Annotated in this window: 15 protein-coding genes; 6 read left to right on the top strand and 9 right to left on the bottom strand. The window is 52.4% G+C overall.

What is annotated here, in order from left to right:
* Nucleotides 1–100: 100 nt before the first annotated feature.
* Nucleotides 101–535, top strand: coding sequence for a DoxX family protein (locus OGV77_RS20490; RefSeq protein ID WP_087051342.1), 435 nt, complete (start codon nucleotides 101–103; stop codon nucleotides 533–535).
* 70 nt (nucleotides 536–605) lie between these two features.
* On the opposite strand, the gene OGV77_RS20485 is transcribed toward OGV77_RS20490, so the two are convergent.
* From OGV77_RS20485 to aqpZ, 5 genes are all read right to left on the bottom strand, one after another.
* Nucleotides 606–2222: an FAD-NAD(P)-binding protein gene (locus OGV77_RS20485; RefSeq protein ID WP_087051343.1), complete on the bottom strand. Its 1617-nt coding sequence runs from the start codon at nucleotides 2220–2222 to the stop codon at nucleotides 606–608.
* A 201-nt stretch (nucleotides 2223–2423) separates the two neighbouring features.
* Nucleotides 2424–3392 carry an NADH oxidoreductase gene (hcr, locus tag OGV77_RS20480; protein ID WP_075145937.1) on the bottom strand — a complete coding sequence of 323 codons (969 nt, stop codon included), beginning with the start codon at nucleotides 3390–3392 and terminating at the stop codon, nucleotides 2424–2426.
* A gap of 10 nt (nucleotides 3393–3402) precedes the next feature.
* Nucleotides 3403–5055: a hydroxylamine reductase gene (hcp, locus tag OGV77_RS20475; RefSeq protein WP_047410063.1), complete on the bottom strand. Its 1653-nt coding sequence runs from the start codon at nucleotides 5053–5055 to the stop codon at nucleotides 3403–3405.
* Nucleotides 5056–5211: 156 nt separating this feature from the next.
* Nucleotides 5212–6111: a LysO family transporter gene (locus tag OGV77_RS20470; RefSeq protein ID WP_075145938.1), complete on the bottom strand. Its 900-nt coding sequence runs from the start codon at nucleotides 6109–6111 to the stop codon at nucleotides 5212–5214.
* Between the two features lie 143 nt (nucleotides 6112–6254).
* A complete protein-coding gene (gene aqpZ / locus OGV77_RS20465) occupies nucleotides 6255–6950 on the bottom strand; it encodes an aquaporin Z (RefSeq protein WP_043016901.1) in 696 nt (231 codons plus the stop codon).
* A 372-nt stretch (nucleotides 6951–7322) separates the two neighbouring features.
* On the opposite strand from aqpZ, the gene OGV77_RS20460 reads away from it, so the two are divergent.
* Nucleotides 7323–8981 carry an ATP-dependent endonuclease gene (locus OGV77_RS20460; RefSeq protein WP_043016900.1) on the top strand — a complete coding sequence of 553 codons (1659 nt, stop codon included), beginning with the start codon at nucleotides 7323–7325 and terminating at the stop codon, nucleotides 8979–8981.
* Here OGV77_RS20460 and OGV77_RS20455 read toward each other — a convergent pair.
* Nucleotides 8978–9928, bottom strand: coding sequence for a VirK/YbjX family protein (locus OGV77_RS20455; protein ID WP_075145940.1), 951 nt, complete (start codon nucleotides 9926–9928; stop codon nucleotides 8978–8980). The genes OGV77_RS20460 and OGV77_RS20455 overlap by 4 nt on opposite strands.
* A 160-nt stretch (nucleotides 9929–10088) precedes the next feature.
* Between OGV77_RS20455 and macA the strand changes: the two genes are divergently transcribed.
* Complete coding sequence (gene macA / locus OGV77_RS20450) at nucleotides 10089–11204, top strand: macrolide transporter subunit MacA (protein WP_080624943.1); 1116 nt, start codon at nucleotides 10089–10091, stop codon at nucleotides 11202–11204.
* Complete coding sequence (macB, locus tag OGV77_RS20445) at nucleotides 11201–13147, top strand: macrolide ABC transporter ATP-binding protein/permease MacB (RefSeq protein ID WP_043016897.1); 1947 nt, start codon at nucleotides 11201–11203, stop codon at nucleotides 13145–13147. The genes macA and macB overlap by 4 nt, the downstream gene beginning before the upstream one ends.
* A gap of 74 nt (nucleotides 13148–13221) precedes the next feature.
* Here macB and cspD read toward each other — a convergent pair whose 3' ends face one another.
* The gene (cspD, locus tag OGV77_RS20440; RefSeq protein WP_003036813.1) at nucleotides 13222–13446 is read right to left on the bottom strand and encodes a cold shock-like protein CspD; all 225 of its coding nucleotides are present in this window, start codon (nucleotides 13444–13446) and stop codon (nucleotides 13222–13224) included.
* 323 nt (nucleotides 13447–13769) lie between these two features.
* Between cspD and clpS the strand changes: the two genes are divergently transcribed.
* Together clpS and clpA are read left to right on the top strand one after the other, a co-directional pair.
* Nucleotides 13770–14090 carry an ATP-dependent Clp protease adapter ClpS gene (clpS, locus tag OGV77_RS20435; RefSeq protein ID WP_003036810.1) on the top strand — a complete coding sequence of 107 codons (321 nt, stop codon included), beginning with the start codon at nucleotides 13770–13772 and terminating at the stop codon, nucleotides 14088–14090.
* 30 nt (nucleotides 14091–14120) lie between these two features.
* Entirely contained in the window at nucleotides 14121–16397 is a 2277-nt protein-coding gene (clpA, locus tag OGV77_RS20430) for an ATP-dependent Clp protease ATP-binding subunit ClpA (protein WP_003036804.1), read from the top strand.
* A gap of 268 nt (nucleotides 16398–16665) precedes the next feature.
* Here clpA and trhP read toward each other — a convergent pair whose 3' ends face one another.
* Together trhP and OGV77_RS20420 are read right to left on the bottom strand one after the other, a co-directional pair.
* Complete coding sequence (gene trhP, locus OGV77_RS20425; protein WP_043016896.1) at nucleotides 16666–18027, bottom strand: prephenate-dependent tRNA uridine(34) hydroxylase TrhP; 1362 nt, start codon at nucleotides 18025–18027, stop codon at nucleotides 16666–16668.
* 120 nt (nucleotides 18028–18147) lie between these two features.
* Complete coding sequence (locus tag OGV77_RS20420) at nucleotides 18148–18858, bottom strand: tetratricopeptide repeat protein (protein WP_087051445.1); 711 nt, start codon at nucleotides 18856–18858, stop codon at nucleotides 18148–18150.
* Between the last annotated feature and the right edge of the window lie 12 nt (nucleotides 18859–18870).

Here is an 18870-nt window from a genome sequence, read left to right as displayed (position 1 = left end):
TAGTTATGCTTCTCATTCCCCCTTATTTCCGGCAGGTTTCATTTGACCTGTACTAAGCGTAGTTTGTTATTGGACATGGCGAAACAAGGAATAAATTCAGATGGTTATAAAACTATTAAATAGCGTTAACCGGGTACTGACTCATGAAGATTTTGGCAAGTTTTTGTTACGCCTTGCCGTGGGGGGGCTGATGCTTTTTCATGGGTTGCATAAACTGTTCGCGGGTATTGATGGCATCAGCGGCATGCTGATAGCGAAAGGTTTCCCGGGCTTTCTTGCGTATGGCGTCCTGCTGGGAGAAGTTGTAGCGCCGTGTCTGATTATCCTTGGGATCCTGACGCGTCCTGCAGCGTTGGGGCTGGCGTTTACGATGGTTGTGGCATGGCTGATGGTTGGGATGGGCGAAACCTGGTTACTGGATAAAACCGGTGCCTGGGCGATTGAAAGTCTGGTGTATTTCTTCATCGGCGCGCTGGCCGTAGCGTTTTTGGGGGCGGGGCGATTCTCCCTTGCCGGAAATTCAGCCTGGCGATAGTTTGCCATCCGAGAATCAATACAGAGGCGGGAACGCGTAGCCTTGCTCCGCCTCGTCGTTCATTGTGTAGCTAATCTATGTCGTCTCTGTTCCAGAGTTTGTGCCGACGTCTCAGCGCTCGCTGCGTCAATGCTTTGGCCATCGCGGCGCCTATTTCAGCGCTGACCACCAGTCCCTGAATGAACGGACGATCGTGCATCAACCACGGCAGCCCGCCAAAAGCGATGCGATTGCGGGCATACTCCGGCGCTTGCAGTGTGTAATCCTCGCCAATGTCCGGGATCTCATCGCCACAAGCCAGCAGTTGATCGCGTAGCGTTGGGAACGGGATATCTTTGCTCTGCAATGCCCGTTGTCCTCGGGCGTCAATAAACACATCAAATTCGTGGCGCTGGCCATGGTGGTAAATCACCGTCATTCCCTGTTCATTCATACGCTCATAATCTGAGCCGAGCGCGAGGATCTCTATCAGCCCGGCGTCGTGCAGCGCCAGCAGTCGGCGGACAGACTCAGACGGGATAGCCGCATAGTTATCAATAAATACGCGCGCCAGTCCGCGCCTGAAACGTTTTTCGTCGCAGTTATCAAGATGAGGGACTATCTCCTCGATAACCTCGTGCAGGCGCAGCAAGGTATATCGCCAGGCGACGGTATGTTGTTCCTGCTTGTTGCGTTCAACCTCCACCAGATTACGTCTCGCCCAGTCAAAAGGGTCATGCCTGATCCTGTCGGCAAAATAGACTTCGGGGAATGTGTCGGCGTTAAGCGTCGCAAGTGTTATCTGTTGGCACCACCCTGGCGCCACATCTTGCAGTTGTCGAGCAATAAGGCGGAAGATGCGGTCCAGTAATCCATTTTGGCCCCGGGCAATGGCGTCTTCAATCGCTTCTGGTGTCGCGATATTCAGCGGTTCATAGGGAAGAGGGCAGTAAAAATCAGCTTCAGGCAGCACTCCGCTGCGCGACATCAGGGTCAGTTTCAGATTTTGGCTGTCGGGTTTACGTGTGAACCGCAGTGAATGGTCGGTATTGGTCGTAAAGGTGCCATGCTGACAGACCACGGCCATCGCTGCGTCGATAGCGCTTAGCGATGTGCCCAGAATCCCCACCCTACAAGCGCTAATCTCGGCGTCCATCAGACCGGTCCACGGACTGGGGAAAAACTTGCGTGCCTGAGCATCCGTTTCGGGCCACAGATGACCGGTAGCGATAGCGGCGAAATCCACCTCAACGGGTTCGGACGCGCGGTTGATCCACAGGGAGACCCCATTCGACGTTGCTTGCAGGTCGGTGACCTGGCTTGATTCATATATGCGAATCGTAAAACCGGCTCTTTGTGCGTTATCGACGATGGCTAAAAAACGATCGCGATAATAGTCGCCGAGGATCACGCGGGGCAAAAATTGCCGCTCATGCAAAGAGGTGCGTTCAATTCGAAACTGCGCCAGGTAGTCATCACTTTGATTTTGTAGCCACGTCAGATAGCTGATATAAATCGGTGGGATCTCGATGCTGGCTATATTTGCCAACATGTGTTCTGCGTTGTTGTCGCTGTTATAAGGCATGCCGACGCCCGCTTCCTCAGCTTGCTCATAAAGCTGTATCTCCAGCGGTTCACCACGCTCAACCAGGGCATAAAACGTATAAATACCGGTGGGACCGACGCCGACAATGGCCACTTTTTTCATGGGGATCCTTGTAGAAAGTTCGACGTGGTAGTCGGGGATATTGCTTACGTTGTGCAGGGTAAGTGTGGTTGATAATTGGCGGGAGGAAGGTGCTATTTTGCCCTTGGGGATGGAAAAATCAGAATTTTGCAGCGCCTGACAGGATAAAAAAAGGCCACCCGGTATAGCCAGGTAGCCTTTTGTACATCTGGTGTCAGCCGATTACGCCAGCACTAAGTCACTCTGCGGATGGCAGGAGCACGCCAGCACATAACCTTCAGCGATTTCTGCGTCGGTCAGCGTCATGGTGCTGCTTACCGTGTAGTTACCGTCAACCACTTTGGTTTTGCAGCAGCCGCAAACGCCTGCACGGCAAGCGGCAACAACCGGTACTTTATTGCTTTCCAGCGCTTCCAGCAGCGTACTGCCCACCGGCGCATAAAACTCTTTCGCCGGCTGCAGTTTAGTGAACTTCAGACCGCTGGTGGCGGCTTCAGCCACCGGGGTAAAGAACTGCTCTTTAAAGAAGCGCGTCACGCCCAGCGCTTTGACTTCTTTCTCGACCAGATCCATGTACGGCGCCGGGCCACAGGTCATCACGGTGCGCGAGGTGAGGTCCGGAACGCTTTGCAGCAGTTCGGTAGTCAGTCGGCCGGAAACAAAACCTTCAGTGGCATTGTTTTCAGCAACTAATGTCACCGGATACTCGCGCCATTCGTCGGCAAAAATAACATCTTGCGGAGAACGTACGTTGAAGATCACCTGCACATCAGCCTGTGGGCGGTATTTTGCCAACCAGCGGCGCATTGACATGATTGGCGTAACGCCGCAGCCGGCGGCCAGCATCAGGAACTTGTCTTCCGCTTTATCTTCACAGGTGAATTCACCCATTGCATCAGACAGCCAGATATAGTCGCCGCGCTTCACGTCGCGGGTCAGCCACTGTGAGCCTGCGCCATCGTCAATCCGGCGGATGGTCAGCGTGATGTATTCGCTAACGCCCGGCGTTGAAGAGATGGTGTAAGCACGCAGCGTGTCCGCTGAATTACGTACGCTGACCAGTGCATACTGCCCGGCGCGGTATGGATAATAGTCGTGGCACAGCAACGAAATTGTCCATACATCCGGCGTTTCCTGATGGATGTGATGAACCTGCATCCGCCATGGGCACTGATGAGTTGGCATTGTCATTCTTTACTCCTTACGCGCTCAGCAATTGCTTCATGTCTTCTTCAACGGTGGTCACGGAACGCAGACCGAACTTCTCGTTGAGCACGGCCAGCAGGTCCGGTGTGAAGAAGCCTGGCGCGGTCGGGCCAGTAACGATATTTTTCACGCCCAGAGACAGCAGGGTCAGCAGGATAACAATCGCTTTCTGTTCGAACCAGGAGAGCACCAGAGACAACGGCAGATCGTTCACGCCACAGCCCAGTTTCTCAGCCAGGGTTACCGCCAGGATGATGGCAGAGTAAGCATCGTTACACTGACCGGCATCCACCAGACGCGGCAGACCTTCGATATCGCCGAACTCCAGTTTGTTGAAACGGTATTTACCGCACGCCAGGGTCAGGATCAGGCAGTCGTCCGGTACGCTGGTCGCGAAATCGGTGAAGTAGTTACGTTCGCCACGTGCGCCGTCACAACCGCCCACCAGGAAGATGTGACGCAGTTTTTCACGGCTGACCAGGTCGATCAGGGTATCCGCGGCGCCCAGCAGGGTTTGACGACCAAAACCTACGGTTATCAGGTGCGGAATTTCGCTATACGGGAAGCCCGCCATTTGCTGTGCCTGAGCAATTACCGGACCGAAGTTGTCGCCTTCGAGATGGCTCACGCCCGGCCAGCCGACGATGCTACGGGTCCAGATACGGTCGTCGTACGCGCCAACGGTTGGGTCGATGATGCAGTTAGAGGTCATCACGATTGGACCTGGGAAGCGGGCGAATTCAACCTGCTGATTCTGCCAGCCGCTGCCGTAGTTACCGATCAGGTGTTTGAATTTACGCAGTTCTGGGTAACCGTGTGCCGGCAGCATTTCACCGTGGGTATAGACGTTAACGCCGGTACCTTCGGTTTGCTCCAGCAGGTTGTACAGATCTTTCAGGTCGTGACCGGAGATCAGAATGCACTTACCTTCGGTGGCTTTGACGTTGACCTGAGTCGGAGTCGGGTGACCGTATTTGGTGGTTTCACCGGCGTCCAGAATGCTCATCACTTTGAAGTTCATCTGGCCGATTTCCATTGAGCACTCCAGCAGAGCGTTCATATCGGAAGGCCAGGTACCCAGCCACGCCATGATTTTGTGGTACTGAGCATAGATGTCGTTGTCGTACTGGCCGAGAACGTGCGCGTGCTCCATGTAAGCTGCCGCACCTTTCAGGCCGTAAAGGCACAGCAGACGCAGGCCGAGAATATTCTCGCCGATGGCTGCTTTGTCTTTGTTCGGGGTAAATTCAGCGGCCTGACGTTGCAGGTCGCCCAGATCGTCGCTGACCAGTTGCAGATCGGCCATCGGGTTGGCGACCGCTGCGTTCGCGTCGATGTTCAGGCATTGCGCTTTCAGGGCGTCGCGCATGGCGATAGCTTCACGGGCATAGCCAACAATACGTGGGGAATCGAAGTTTACGTTGGTCAGCGTGGAGAAGAATGCACGCGGCGCAAAGTTATCAACCTCGTGGTCGATAATGCCGTATTCACGTGCTTTAACAGCCCATGCAGACAGACCTTGTAGGGAAGCAATCAGCAGATCCTGCAAATCGGAGGTTTCAGCCGTTTTACCGCACATACCCTGCGCGTAAGAGCAGCCGTTTCCTGCCGGAGTACGGATGGTTTGTTCACATTGCACACAAAACATGGTCACACCTTTTTAAAGTTATATTTAATATACATGTTTAAGGTTATGCCTGTGCGCGAAGGGATAAAAGGGATTTCTGCTACAACTTGCAGGGAGATTGATTTAGCGCAATTTTGGCGGTAGCTGACTACCGCCAGGGAGGTATTTGTTCGGGTTTCAGGCGGAGAAAAACGCCATCAGCAGAGGCACTAACAGACTCAGAATAAAACCGTGAACGATGGCTGCCGGGACCATTTCCAGGCCGCCGCTGCGTTGTAGTACGGGCAGGGTGAAATCCATTGATGTCGCGCCACATAGCCCCAACGCGGTAGAGCGGCTACGGCCAACCAGTCCTGGAATCAACATAATGGCGATCAGCTCGCGCGCCAGGTCGTTGAAGAAGGCTGCACTCCCAATTACCGGGCCGAACGATTCGGTCAACAAAATACCTGACAGGGAATACCAGCCAAAACCTGACGCCATCGCCAGCGCGGTTTTCAGCGGCAGGCCGAGAATCAACGCATTGATAACCCCCGCCAGCATCGAACTGGCGACCACCACCACCGCCACAATCATCCCCCGGCGATTCAGCACAATTTGCTTTAAGGTCATACCGCTGTTGCGCAGTTGGATCCCCACCAGGAACAGTAAAAAGATTAACGTATATTCGCTGGCTTCGGTGGCGTGCTGCAGAATGGGAAGACCGGTGAGGCCGAGCAGAAAACCGACGACGACGACGCCGCAAAGCTGAAGTGACTCAAGCGCCATTGCAATTCGTGAGGGGAGCTTTTCTTGCTTGTGATTATGTCGCCAGGGCAGCGTACGCTCCAGCCAGAACAGCGCCGCGATATTACACAGCAAAATGACCGTCACGCTGACTGCAGAATAATGAAGAATGGCCAGCAGGTTACTGGCGAGATTATCCAGAAACGCCAGACTGATACCCATAAAAAAGAGAATAAGGTAGACGATCCAGCTCAACAGGCGATTGATGAGTTTTAATGCAGCCCTGTGCCGAAGCGGAATAAGGTAGCCCACAATAAGGGGAACCAGAATGATTAACAGCCCTGAAAACATGAAAACCCGATCCTTGCTGAGATGTAAGACGAAATGCGCCAGCACACACTACTCAATGCAAAGAGGGGAGTAAAGTTGCAAATAAAAGGAAATATAGAGAGGAAAAAAAAGACCTGACTTTCGCCAGGCCTTTTTGTTAGCGATTAATCGCGTTTTTCGAGCAGGGTGCGGTAAATAAGACCGCCGAGAACCCCACCGATAATCGGCATAACCCAGAAGAACCACAATTGTTGTAACGCCCAGCCACCCTGGAAGATGGCTACTGCGGTACTACGCGCCGGGTTTACCGACGTGTTGGTAACCGGAATACTGATCAAGTGGATCAGGGTTAACGCCAGACCAATCGCAATGGGGGCAAAACCTGCCGGAGCATGTTTATCAGTTGCGCCATGGATTACTAATAAGAAACCAGCGGTCAGAATAATTTCAATTACTACGGCAGAAAGCATGGAATAGCCGCCTGGTGAATGTTCACCAAAGCCGTTCGAGGCAAAACCGCTGGCGGAGGCATCAAAACCTGCTTTACCGCTGGCAATAAGATACAGCGCCGCTGCTGCAACAATACCGCCCACAACCTGAGCAATAACATAACCAATAACGTCTTTTGCCGGGAAGCGACCGCCAGCCCATAAACCGAAGGTTACCGCTGGGTTAAAGTGCCCACCGGAAATATGACCTACGGCGAATGCCATGGTCAGTACGGTCAGACCAAACGCCAGGGCCACACCGGCAAATCCAATACCCAACTCCGGGAATGCTGCGGCCAGTATTGCGCTACCGCACCCGCCAAAGACGAGCCAAAACGTACCGAAGAATTCGGCTGCTAATTTCCTGAACATAACCACCTCAATTAAAAGTTCCGGGTTCGTGTTCCTTGCCCGGTAATTCATCGCTAAAAAGGGACGATGATGAAAGAGCGGGTATTTTAGATAAAAAAATCATCCCTTCGCCAGTTAAATTGATGAAAAAATTTGATTTAAGGCAATATGTTGTTATTCCTTTATGAATATTGGATGAATGAAGCATAGTTCAATTAGAAAAAGGTGATGATTGAGTTCTGAAATAATATTCCGAGGAAAACATAAGAAGAATATTCTTATATTATTCAATTTCTGCGACTAACCTCCTGATGATATCGGGTGTCCTGCGCGCCCGCTTGCCGTTATACTCCTGATAACTTGAAGGAAAAAGTTAGCATTTCCGGAGGCTATATGATTCTCGAACGCGTTGAGATTGTTGGATTTCGTGGTATTAACCGTCTGTCGTTGATGCTGGAGCAGAGCAACGTGCTGATTGGGGAGAACGCGTGGGGGAAGTCCAGTCTGCTGGATGCCTTAACCCTTCTGCTGTCACCGGAAACTGATTTGTACCACTTTGACCGCGAAGATTTTTGGTTCCCGCCGGGTGATATACAAGGGCGGGAACATCACCTGCATATCATCCTGACCTTTCGTGAGTCTCAACCGGGTCGCCACCGCGTACGCAGATATCGTCCTCTGGAAAACTGCTGGACGCAGTGCCAGGATGGCTATCACCGCATTTTCTATCGGCTGGAAGGTGAATGTGCGGATGATGGTAGCGTTCTGACGTTACGCAGTTTTCTTGATGGCGAGGGCCACCCGCTCACTCTTGACGACATTAACGATATGGCGCGGCATCTCGTGCGTTTGATGCCGGTCCTGCGCCTGCGCGACGCGCGTTTCATGCGACGTATCCGTAACGGTACGGTGCCGGATTCGGCGGATGTCGAAGTGACCGCCCGGCAACTGGATTTTCTGGCGCGCGAATTGGCCACCCGACCGCAAAACCTGACAGATGGGCAGATACGTCAGGGGCTATCGGCTATGGTCCAGCTGTTAGAACACTATTTTTCTGAGCAGGGTTCCGGCCAGTCCCGCTATCGTCTGATGCGTCGGCGTTCTAATAACGAACAACGTAGCTGGCGCTATCTGGATATTATCAACCGGATGATTGATAAACCCGGCGGACGCACGCACCGGGTGATCCTGCTGGGCCTGTTTTCAACGTTGTTACAGGCCAAAGGTACGCTGAGACTGGATAAAGACGCCCGGCCTTTGCTGCTGGTCGAAGATCCGGAAACGCGTTTACATCCTATTATGCTCTCCGTTGCCTGGCACCTGCTGAATTTACTGCCTCTGCAGCGGGTAGCGACTACCAACTCTGGTGAACTGCTGTCCCTCACGCCCGTGGAACACGTTGTCCGCCTGGTGCGTGAATCCTCCCGGGTTGCTGCCTGGCGGCTTGGACCGGGTGGGATCAGCGCAGAAGATGGTCGGCGCATTGCCTTCCATATTCGTTTCAATCGTGCTTCGTCGTTGTTTGCTCGCTGCTGGCTACTGGTGGAAGGCGAAACGGAAACCTGGGTCATTAACGAACTGGCCCGACAGTGCGGCCACCATTTTGACGCGGAAGGTATCAAGGTGATTGAATTTGCCCAGTCTGGACTTAAGCCGCTGGTTAAGTTTGCCCGCCGGATGGGAATCGAGTGGCATGTGCTGGTCGATGGAGATGAAGCCGGGAAAAAGTATGCCGCTACGGTGCGGAGTTTATTGAATAACGACAGGGAAGAAGAGCGCGATCATTTAACCATGCTCCCCGCGCTGGATATGGAACACTTTATGTATCGCCAGGGATTCGCTGACGTTTTTCACCGGGTGGCGCAAATCCCCGAAAACGTGCCCATGAATATGCGCAAAATTATCTCAAAAGCGATTCACCGGTCGTCAAAACCAGATTTAGCCATTGAGGTGGCGATGGAAGCCGGGCGGCGCGGCGTTGACGCGGTGCCAACGTTGCTGCGAAAAATGTTTTCCCGCGTGCTGTGGTTGGCACGCGGCAGAGCGGATTAGTGGCGAAACATCGACGACAGCTGCGAGTGGATGCTGTCCAGTAGCTGATAGCGACGGCGGTATTCCGCGCGTTTTTTGCTGGCAATGTCCGCTTCGCTTTTTCGCGCCATTGTGCGTGGAATATGATAGTAACCGTGGCTGTCGCACTCACCGCCAACCGACTCCCAAAATGTGTTGTAGTCGGAAAGGATTACCTTGTTTTTGTCGTGGTAACGAGGGCTGCGAAAAATATGCTGTTCATTGCTGACAGCAAGAATTTGTTCGACATTCAATTGTTCTGCAAAACAGCAAATGGCTTCCATCACAATACGTTTTGGGAAAATCCCATGGCATGACTTGGTCGCTTTTTGAATTTCTTCATGTGGCAGTAATCGGCTGCCTCCCTGTAACCCGCCAATAAACAACGTACTGCTTCCTTGATAATTGCATAGCGTAAACGTCATTTCCGCTAAAGTCTCGCCAGCGCAATTACGTACCAAAATGGTGCTTTCACCTTCTTTATCCAGTGAGATAAATGAGGCCATTATTACGTTAAATATTTCGCTGTTTTTGCCTTCAATTTGTGCCAGTTGTAATCCATCTGCACTTAAATAATCCTTAAACTCAGTGGTTGAAAAAGAGCTGCGGATAGCATGGTAATGATAACGCACAGCATCCAGTTTCGTCTTCCGGTCAAGGTTTTGCGCAAGATAGGCGCGATGCAAACGAACCGGCAATCGAGGCTGGCGTGCAAGTACGCTATCCAGGTCAGGCCATTGTGCCAGCTCAGACATCCATTCACGCGTTAATCTCGGCATAAGCGCTGAGCGCAACAAAAACTTACGACGAAAGCTTCGCTGATGCCAAAATTTTCCGGGGCGCCAATGTCCGGTCATCAGGCTACAAAAGAGACTAAAACTTGTGACTGGTTTTGAAGAATGAAAAGTGCTGTCAGTTAGCTGGCTCATAATAACAATCCGATGGATACTCTGGCACTAATTTCAGCACAGCGGATCTTAACCATTCATCAATAACTCTGTTATTCTTGCATTTTTCAACGGCTATTTATTTAACGTTGATGTTTAACACTTCACTCTGGTGGACGTATTGGGGGAAATTGGGACATTTATGAAGCTCAAGGGAAAAATCAAAAAACGCTATATTCTTTTCGCCATCATCATTATTGTGGCGATAATTGCACTTTGGCGAACGCTTAATGCGCCTTTACCTCAGTATCAAACCTTAATTGTTCGTCCGGGCGATCTGCAGCAAAGCGTACTGGCAACCGGGAAACTGGATGCGCTGCGTAAAGTTGACGTCGGGGCGCAGGTCAGTGGGCAGTTAAAAACGCTGTCTGTCGCGATTGGCGACAAAGTAAAAAAAGATCAACTGCTCGGCGTTATCGATCCTGAACAGGCGCAAAACCAGATCAAAGAGGTCGAAGCGACGCTGATGGAATTACGCGCCCAGCGGTTACAGGCTGAAGCCGAGTGGAAACTGGCGCGGGTGACGCTTTCCCGTCAGCAACAGTTGGCGAAAACCCAGGCGGTCTCACAGCAGGATCTCGACACCGCGGCTACCGAGATGGCGGTAAAACAGGCGCAAATCGGCACAATTGACGCACAAATTAAGCGTAATCAGGCCTCTCTTGATACGGCAAAAACTAACCTTGATTACACCCGCATCGTCGCGCCAATGGCAGGTGAAGTCACGCAAATTACTACCCTGCAGGGGCAAACCGTTATTGCCGCCCAGCAGGCACCTAACATTCTGACGCTGGCCGATATGAGCACCATGCTGGTGAAAGCGCAGGTTTCCGAGGCGGATGTGATTCATCTGCATCCTGGGCAAAAGGCCTGGTTTACCGTTCTCGGCGATCCGCAGACGCGTTACGAAGGTAAGCTCAAAGATGTTCTTCCGACGCCAGAAAAAGTGAATGACGCTATTTTCTACTATGCTCGCTTCGAAGTTCCCAACCCGAAAGGGATCCTGCGCCTGGATATGACCGCGCAGGTCCATATTCAGCTTACGGATGTTAAAAATGTCTTGACGATCCCGCTGTCGGCATTGGGCGATCCTATCGGCAACAATCGTTATAACGTCAGGCTGCTGCGCAACGGCGAAACCCGCGAACGTGAAGTGATTATCGGCGCGCGTAATGACACCGATGTGGAGATCGTGAAAGGGCTTGAAGAGGGGGATGAAGTCATCACCGGTGAGGGCAACGCTGGAGCTGCAAAATGACGGCATTGCTTGAACTGAGCAATATCCGCCGCAGCTATCCGTCAGGCGAAGGCCAGGTTGAGGTGTTGAAGGACGTATCCTTGAGCATTCAGGCCGGGGAAATGGTGGCGATTGTCGGGGCGTCTGGCTCGGGTAAATCGACGCTGATGAACATTCTCGGCTGTCTGGATAAACCCACCAGCGGTACGTATCGGGTTGCCGGGCGTGATGTCTCCACGCTGGATAGCGATGCGCTAGCGCAACTGCGTCGTGAGCATTTCGGTTTTATCTTCCAGCGTTATCATTTGCTGTCGCATTTAACCGCCGCGCAAAATGTTGAGGTACCCGCGGTCTACGCTGGCACCGAACGCAAACAGCGCCTGGCTCGTGCGCAGGAACTCCTTCAGCGGCTGGGGCTGGGTGACAGAGTTGACTATCAGCCTTCTCAACTTTCCGGTGGTCAGCAGCAGCGGGTCAGTATTGCGCGTGCGCTGATGAACGGAGGGCAGGTGATCCTTGCTGACGAACCCACCGGTGCGCTGGACAGCCATTCCGGCGAAGAGGTGATGGCGATTTTGCATCAGTTGCGCGATCGCGGGCATACGGTGATTATCGTCACTCACGATAGCCAGGTCGCCGCGCAGGCTGAACGCGTCATTGAAATTCGTGACGGCGAGATTGTGCGCAATCCTCCGTCACACAAGCCCTCTGGCGGGCGCGACATCGTGGAGCCGACGGTGAAAGCGGCGTCCGGCTGGGGGCAGTTTGTCAGTGGTTTTCGTGAAGCCCTCACTATGGCCTGGCTGGCAATGGCCGCGAATAAAATGCGAACGCTGCTGACCATGCTTGGGATCATCATCGGTATTGCTTCGGTGGTGTCGATCGTGGTGGTTGGCGATGCGGCTAAACAGCTGGTGCTGGCGGATATTCGCGCTATCGGCACTAATACCATCGATATCTACCCTGGCAAAGATTTCGGCGACGACGACCCGCAATATCAACAGGCGTTGAAGTATGACGATTTAACGGCGCTACAGAAGCAGCCATGGGTAAGTTCGGTGACGCCTGCGGTGTCGAAGAACCTGCGGCTACGCTATGGCAATATCGATGTGGCAGCCAGTGCTAACGGCGTGAGCGGCGACTATTTCAACGTCTATGGCATGACGTTTAGCGAAGGGACCACTTTTAACGCTGAACAACTGGCGGGCCGCGCTCAGGTGGTGGTGCTCGACAGCAATACCCGGCGTCAGTTGTTCCCCAATAAAGCGAAAGTCGTTGGCGAAGTCGTGCTGGTGGGGAATATGCCTGCCACGGTTATCGGCGTTGCAGAAGAGAAACAGTCGATGTTTGGCAGTAGCAAGATCCTGCGGGTCTGGCTGCCTTACAGCACCATGTCCGGGCGAATTATGGGGCAGTCGTGGCTGAACTCGATAACCGTGCGGGTGAAGGACGGTTTTGATAGTGCCCAGGCCGAGCAGCAGCTCACCCGATTGTTGACGTTGCGCCACGGTAAGAAAGATTTCTTCACGTGGAACATGGACGGCGTCTTGAAAACTGCCGAAAAGACCACACGTACATTACAACTCTTCCTGACGCTGGTGGCGGTGATTTCGCTGGTGGTCGGTGGGATTGGCGTGATGAATATTATGCTGGTTTCGGTAACCGAGCGAACGCGCGAGATTGGCATTCGTATGGCGGTTGGCGCTCGCGCCAGTGACGTGCTGCAGCAGTTCTTAATTGAAGCGGTGCTGGTATGTCTGGTGGGCGGTGCGTTAGGTATTAGCCTGTCGATGTTGATCGCCTTTACGCTTCAGCTATTCCTGCCTGGCTGGGAAATTGGTTTCTCACCCGTGGCCTTGTTGACGGCGTTTCTGTGCTCAACCGCGACCGGGATTTTGTTTGGCTGGCTACCAGCACGAAATGCGGCACGGCTGGATCCGGTAGATGCCCTGGCGCGGGAATAATGCCACTGAGATAAAAATGCCAGCCGCAAGGGCTGGCATTTTGACTGCGGGATGTACACAATGAGACAGAAGAGTTATGCGACAGCTTCTGCTTCAATGACAGGCACGATGACACTGGCATGATTGCCTTTTGGCCCCTGGTGGACATCAAACTGGACAGACTGTCCGGCTTTTAGCGTTCTGTAACCATCCATCTGAATGGTGGAGTAATGGGCGAAAATATCTTCGCCGCCGCCTTCGGGGCAGATGAAACCAAACCCTTTGGCGTTGTTGAACCACTTAACAGTACCCGTTTCCATACTTCGACATCCTTCGTAAATCTTATATAAGTAAGATGGAATGAACCGGTGGCGGAGTGGGGGCTGTTCAAAACCTCGCCAACTCTCGAAACTACAATTTAGAGAAATCAGGCGAGGCGTCAAGCGCCAGGCAGACGGAATAGGGTAAAAATGCATCAAAATTTGAAGCAGTTAACGCTATTGTCGGTTATGTGACAGATGTCGCGGATGGCACTAATAGATGATAGTTATCTAATACTTGAGGTAGATTGATTGTGCGCATAGGCTGCTTGTCAGCGGCAAGATTTTCTGCCGGAAACCGTAACTGAAGATGACGACAGACAATGGGTAAGACGAACGACTGGCTGGATTTCGATCTGCTGGCGGAAGATAAATTGCGCGACGCGCTAAAACCGCCATCTATGTATAAAGTGATATTAGTCAATGATGATTACACTCCGATGGAGTTTGTTATTGACGTGTTACAAAAATTCTTTTCTTATGATGTAGAACGTGCAACGCAACTGATGCTTGCAGTTCACTATCAAGGTAAAGCGATCTGCGGCGTATTCACTGCCGAAGTAGCTGAAACCAAAGTGGCGATGGTGAACAAGTATGCGAGGGAGAACGAGCATCCGTTGCTGTGTACGCTAGAAAAAGCCTGAATGCAGGCATAAATATTGGGGGAGGTGCCTATGCTCAATCAAGAACTGGAACTCAGTTTAAACATGGCTTTCGCCAGAGCGCGCGAGCACCGACATGAGTTTATGACCGTCGAGCACTTGTTACTGGCGTTGCTCAGTAACCCATCGGCCCGCGAAGCGCTGGAAGCGTGTTCTGTGGATCTGGTGGCGCTGCGTCAGGAACTCGAAGCCTTCATTGAACAAACCACACCCGTATTGCCTGCCAGTGAAGAAGAGCGCGACACGCAGCCAACGTTGAGTTTTCAGCGAGTGTTGCAACGTGCGGTCTTCCATGTTCAGTCCTCCGGGCGCAATGAAGTTACCGGCGCGAATGTGCTGGTCGCTATCTTCAGCGAGCAGGAATCTCAGGCGGCTTATCTGCTGCGTAAGCATGAAGTGAGTCGCCTTGATGTGGTGAATTTTATTTCTCATGGTACGCGCAAAGACGAACCAAGTCAGTCTTCTGACTCTGGTAATCAGCCGAATAACGAAGAGCAAGCTGGCGGGGAGGACCGTATGGAGAACTTCACGACTAACCTTAACCAGCTTGCCCGTGTGGGCGGAATTGATCCGCTCATTGGCCGGGACAAAGAGCTGGAGCGCGCCATTCAGGTACTGTGCCGTCGCAGAAAAAACAACCCGCTGCTGGTGGGAGAGTCTGGCGTCGGTAAAACCGCGATTGCTGAAGGCCTCGCCTGGCGTATCGTCCAGGGCGATGTGCCTGAAATTATGGCTGATTGTACCCTTTATTCTCTGGATATCGGCTCGCTGCTAGCGGGTACCAAATATCGCGGCGATTTTGAAAAACGCTTCAAGGCGCTGCTGAAACAGCTGGAACAGGATACTAACAGCATTCTGTTCATCGATGAGATCCATACCATTATCGGTGCGGGTGCGGCATCGGGCGGCCAGGTGGATGCGGCTAACCTGATCAAGCCGTTGCTCTCCAGCGGTAAGATCCGTGTGATAGGGTCTACTACTTATCAGGAGTTCAGCAATATCTTTGAAAAGGACCGTGCGTTAGCGCGCCGTTTCCAGAAAATCGATGTCACTGAGCCATCGGTCGAAGAGACCGTGCAGATAATCAACGGTCTGAAGCCGAAATACGAAGCGCACCATGATGTCCGCTATACCGCCAAAGCGGTGCGTGCAGCGGTCGAACTGGCGGTGAAGTACATTAACGATCGTCACCTGCCGGATAAAGCGATTGACGTGATCGACGAGGCGGGCGCGCGTGCGCGTCTGATGCCGGTCAGCAAGCGCAAGAAAACCGTCAACGTGGCGGATATCGAGTCCGTCGTGGCCCGCATTGCGCGGATCCCGGAGAAGAGCGTTTCGCAAAGCGATCGTGATACGCTGAAAAACCTGGGTAACCGTCTGAAGATGCTGGTATTCGGACAGGATAAAGCCATTGAGGCGCTGACTGAAGCGATCAAAATGAGCCGTGCCGGTCTGGGACACGAGCATAAACCGGTCGGTTCGTTCCTGTTTGCCGGACCAACTGGCGTCGGTAAGACCGAGGTCACGGTACAGCTATCCAAAGCGCTGGGTATTGAACTGCTGCGTTTTGATATGTCCGAATATATGGAACGCCACACCGTTAGCCGCCTGATTGGTGCGCCTCCGGGATATGTTGGTTTCGACCAGGGCGGTTTGCTGACCGATGCAGTCATTAAGCATCCGCATGCGGTACTGCTGTTGGATGAAATCGAAAAAGCGCATCCGGACGTCTTTAACCTGCTGCTGCAGGTAATGGATAACGGCACGCTGACCGACAATAACGGGCGTAAAGCGGATTTCCGCAACGTGGTGCTGGTCATGACCACTAATGCCGGCGTACGTGAAACCGAGCGTAAATCGATTGGGCTTATTCATCAGGACAACAGTACCGATGCAATGGGCGAAATCAAAAAAGTGTTTACGCCGGAATTCCGTAACCGTCTCGACAACATTATCTGGTTCGATCATCTCTCTACAGAGGTGATTCATCAGGTTGTTGATAAGTTTATCGTAGAGCTTCAGGTTCAGCTGGATCAGAAAGGTGTCTCTCTGGAAGTGAGTCAGGAAGCCCGTGACTGGCTGGCAGAGAAAGGCTACGACCGTGCAATGGGCGCACGTCCAATGACGCGTGTGGTCCAGGATAACCTGAAAAAACCATTGGCTAACGAACTGCTGTTTGGTTCGCTTGTGGATGGCGGTCAGGTGACCGTTGCGCTGGATAAAGAGAAAAATGAGCTGACCTATGGTTTCCAGAGTGCGCAAAAGCACAAGCCAGAAGCAGCACATTAATTTCTAATCACCTAATAAGCCGGGCATAATGCCCGGTTTTTTTTCGCCTGAAAGTAGTGAATAGAATAGGGGGACTCGCAGAGTTTAAACGGCAGGCAAAAAATAAGCCTGCGTAAGGGAGATTACGCAGGCTAAGGAGGTGGTTCCTGGTACAGCTAGCATTTATGGGTTATGTTTTTCAGCGGAAGCGATAATACCCTTAATGAACGAAACGGTATGTGATCGATTTCTAAGAATCTTCCGAACGCTGAAAAATAACCGTAATTAACTACTTAGCATGCGGGTTGCGCGTGGACTCACCGGTAAAATTACGCATCAACAATGCATAATTCAGATCGATATCCTCCGGTACAGGCATCCACACGGTGTAACCATCGCCTGGCGCAACTGGCATCGCTTCGCCTTTCGCGTTTTCCATCTGCTCGAGAGTAAAGTTGATGTTGCCCTGTGGAGTCATCAGCTCCAGGCTGTCGCCAACGGTGAATTTGTTTTTCACCAGTACGGCTGCCAGCTCGCCTTTACGCTCGCCAGTGAATTCGCCGACAAACTGCTGACGCTCGGAAACGGAGAAACCATATTCGTAGTTCTGATAGTCGTCATGCGTATGGCGGCGCAGGAATCCTTCGGTGTAACCGCGATGCGCCAGGCCTTCCAGCGTTTCCAGCAATTGCGGGTCGAACGGTTTACCGGCCGCGGCATCATCAATGGCTTTGCGATATACCTGCGCGGTGCGTGCACAGTAATAATATGACTTGGTGCGGCCTTCGATTTTCAGCGAATGCACGCCCATCTGCGTCAGACGTTCAACGTGGGCAATGGCACGCAAATCCTTTGAGTTCATGATGTAAGTGCCATGTTCGTCTTCAAACGCGGTCATGTACTCACCCGGACGCTGGGCTTCTTCAATCATAAAGACTTTGTCTGTCGGTGCGCCAATACCTAACGTTGGCTCAACGTTTTGTACCGGGATAGGCTCGTACTTATGCACGATATTGCCCACCACGTCTTCTTTGCCTTCCTGTACGTTGTATTCCCAGCGGCAGGCATTGGTACAGGTACCCTGGTTTGGGTCACGCTTGTTGATGTAGCCAGAGAGCAGGCAGCGACCGGAGTAGGCCATGCACAGGGCGCCGTGAACGAAGATCTCAAGCTCCATATCCGGCACCTGAGTGCGGATTTCTTCGATTTCTTCCAGTGACAGTTCGCGAGAGAGGATCACTCGGGTCAGCCCCATCTGCTTCCAGAATTTCACTGTCGCCCAGTTTACGGCGTTAGCCTGTACTGAAAGGTGAATGTCCATGTCGGGGAAGTTTTCGCGCACCAGCATGATAAGACCCGGGTCCGACATGATCAGTGCATCCGGTCCCATTTCCACCACCGGTTTCAGGTCACGAATAAAGGTCTTCAGCTTGGCATTGTGTGGGGCAATGTTAACCACCACATAGAATTTTTTACCCAGTTCATGGGCTTCATTAATGCCGAGCTGCAGGTTTTCGTGGTTGAATTCGTTGTTACGTACGCGCAGTGAGTAACGCGGTTGGCCCGCATACACAGCGTCTGCGCCATAGGCGAAAGCGTAACGCATGTTTTTCAGCGTTCCCGCCGGGGAAAGGAGTTCCGGTTTAAACATAATTTTCTCGTTCTGATGACAGGTCAGACTCGCCTCACTCAATGAGGCGGTTAGGGGAGTGCCCCCATATTAAGGGCGGGCATTGTAGCGCTGCGCGAAGATGCCGTAAACCTTGTAGGCTCAATCAACCCGTAGATAGTGTCCGTCGGCGCTGACATTCATACCGAAACCGCAGTTTTGCGGGTCGTCGGTTCTGGCGTCGATACCCTCAGGCGTGACCGTAAGTGAGATATCGCAGTGGATATAGTCGCCCTCTCTGAGCGCGATCACGCCTTTATCGTTTTTCAGCGTGACCAGTTCTGAGAATTCACCCATGTTTGGGCCATAATAAAGAGCCATCATGCCAAAGTAATAACCCTGAAAATCAACCTGATAGTCTGATTTATGCTCTGTAGGTTTAATGACCAGCGTTTCCCAGGATGCCAGACCGGCGTAGTTCCAGTATTCACCGGCAGGAGAATCGTTCTTTGGCAGTGCGGCCAGCTTATCTTTGATAAGACCCAGGTTGTAGACCGACTTCGTATCATTGGGATTGATCATCAGCCAGGCCTGCGCCTTACGCCATTGTCCTTCGCGCATCCAGGTCAGGGCCACGTTGTTGTAAGCCGTCGCTACGGTTTTATCATCAAGGCGGCAGCCTTCGCTCCAGGTGACCTGCTTTTCAAAAGCTTCACGCGCTTTTGCGTAGTTCTTAGCTTTGTAGAACTGTTCGCCCTGGCTGGCGTAGGTCGGGACTTTGGCACAGTCAGCTTTGATTTGCTGCTCGGTGATTTCAGCGTGGGTAAAACCTGAGGCCAGTAAAAACAGTAACGGTCCGCAGCGTAAGTCCATTTTCATGTATGC

Origin of the sequence: Citrobacter sp. Ce129, assembly GCF_030334545.1 — a bacterium.
GTDB lineage: Bacteria > Pseudomonadota > Gammaproteobacteria > Enterobacterales > Enterobacteriaceae > Citrobacter > Citrobacter europaeus.
The sequence above is the reverse complement of the archived record's forward strand: the minus strand, read 5'-3'. Positions and strand labels throughout refer to the sequence as shown.

Coding starts and splice junctions, on each gene's coding strand:
- cspD (WP_003036813.1), bottom strand. CDS start 13,446: ATGGAAACGGGTACTGTTAAGTGGTTCAACAACGCCAAAGGGTTTGGT.
- aqpZ (WP_043016901.1), bottom strand. CDS start 6,950: ATGTTCAGGAAATTAGCAGCCGAATTCTTCGGTACGTTTTGGCTCGTC.
- macA (WP_080624943.1), top strand. CDS start 10,089: ATGAAGCTCAAGGGAAAAATCAAAAAACGCTATATTCTTTTCGCCATC.
- clpS (WP_003036810.1), top strand. CDS start 13,770: ATGGGTAAGACGAACGACTGGCTGGATTTCGATCTGCTGGCGGAAGAT.
- OGV77_RS20460 (WP_043016900.1), top strand. CDS start 7,323: ATGATTCTCGAACGCGTTGAGATTGTTGGATTTCGTGGTATTAACCGT.
- OGV77_RS20420 (WP_087051445.1), bottom strand. CDS start 18,858: ATGGACTTACGCTGCGGACCGTTACTGTTTTTACTGGCCTCAGGTTTT.
- macB (WP_043016897.1), top strand. CDS start 11,201: ATGACGGCATTGCTTGAACTGAGCAATATCCGCCGCAGCTATCCGTCA.
- hcp (WP_047410063.1), bottom strand. CDS start 5,055: ATGTTTTGTGTGCAATGTGAACAAACCATCCGTACTCCGGCAGGAAAC.
- hcr (WP_075145937.1), bottom strand. CDS start 3,392: ATGACAATGCCAACTCATCAGTGCCCATGGCGGATGCAGGTTCATCAC.
- OGV77_RS20470 (WP_075145938.1), bottom strand. CDS start 6,111: ATGTTTTCAGGGCTGTTAATCATTCTGGTTCCCCTTATTGTGGGCTAC.
- OGV77_RS20490 (WP_087051342.1), top strand. CDS start 101: ATGGTTATAAAACTATTAAATAGCGTTAACCGGGTACTGACTCATGAA.
- clpA (WP_003036804.1), top strand. CDS start 14,121: ATGCTCAATCAAGAACTGGAACTCAGTTTAAACATGGCTTTCGCCAGA.
- OGV77_RS20485 (WP_087051343.1), bottom strand. CDS start 2,222: ATGAAAAAAGTGGCCATTGTCGGCGTCGGTCCCACCGGTATTTATACG.
- trhP (WP_043016896.1), bottom strand. CDS start 18,027: ATGTTTAAACCGGAACTCCTTTCCCCGGCGGGAACGCTGAAAAACATG.
- OGV77_RS20455 (WP_075145940.1), bottom strand. CDS start 9,928: ATGAGCCAGCTAACTGACAGCACTTTTCATTCTTCAAAACCAGTCACA.